General features: G+C 68.7%; 1 protein-coding gene. It reads right to left on the bottom strand.

The annotated features are described in order from the left end of the window. Positions 1–152: 152 nt before the first annotated feature. A partial coding sequence (locus GOOTI_RS03190) for an HNH endonuclease signature motif containing protein (protein ID WP_007237115.1) occupies positions 153–1,021 on the bottom strand: 869 nt, incomplete at its 5' end.

The following is a 1,021-nucleotide window of genomic DNA, read 5'->3' as shown; positions in this document are numbered from 1 at the left end:
TCGTGCGCCTCGCCTTCCCACCATCCGCTCCTGCTCAACAATCGGCTCCCGGCCTGCCCCGCTCCTGGACTGCCACGACTCCTGCCCCGCGACCTGGTGTGGTGGCGGGGTGAGCGGTGCTGGTGATCCTCGCCCGCTCGGCCCAATGGCGCTCACGCTGCGAGCGGGTCGGGGTCGTGGTCGGGGTGGCGGGGCGGGTGCCAGGTGATGTCGACGCGTATGTCGCGGTCGTGGTGATCCGGCGCAGTCATGGCGCCCAGCAGGGTGTGTAGTCGGTGGTCGATCACGCTGGTTGGCGGTGCGCCGCGTGTGTCGCGGGGGACGAGTCGGGTGACTGACGCCATCGGGTCGTCTGTCACGTGGTCGGTGCTCGCGGTGCTCGCGGTGGCGAGGTGGTCGCGGAAGTCGGCGGCCACGTCCGCGGCCCGGTTGATGTGTTCAGGATTCGGCGGCATGCCGGGGGCGGCGTTCAACCGCCACGCCACGCGTCCGGTATCGGGGCCGTCGGTGATGATGCGGGTCGTGTACTGACCCGGCTTGGGTCCGACGCGACGGTTGTGCACATCGCAGGCCGGTGCCAACTGGTCGATATCGGTGCACCCACCAGCAGCCCAGTCCTTGGCGGCGTGGTGGATCGCGACCCGCGACGCCGGTTGGGTACAGCCAGGGGCTGAACACACGCCGCCACCCTCGGCAGCGAACAACGCCAACCGCTGACCTGGCGAGGCTAACCGTTTCGACCGCCCCAGATACAGCGGCACGGTGGTGTGCTCGGCGAATACCGCCAGATACGGTTGCACCCCGGTCGACGAGTGGGCGGCCATTTCGATCAGATCCGGTATTGGCAATAGCGTCCCGGATGCTGTCTGTGCCACCCCGGCCTGTGCCTCCAATTCGGCCAGCGTGGTGGTGGCGATCACCTGGATCGGCAGTCCCCGGTGCGAGCGGCCGAGCATCCCGGCATCGACAACCTGCGACAGCAATGCTGATACGGCGTCGTGGTTGCGTTGGGCTTGCGAGC

Source organism: Gordonia otitidis NBRC 100426 (assembly GCF_000248075.1).
In the GTDB taxonomy this organism is placed as follows: Bacteria; Actinomycetota; Actinomycetes; order Mycobacteriales; family Mycobacteriaceae; genus Gordonia; species Gordonia otitidis.
Note: the sequence above shows the minus strand (reverse complement) of the source record. Positions and strands in the feature narration are given on the sequence as shown.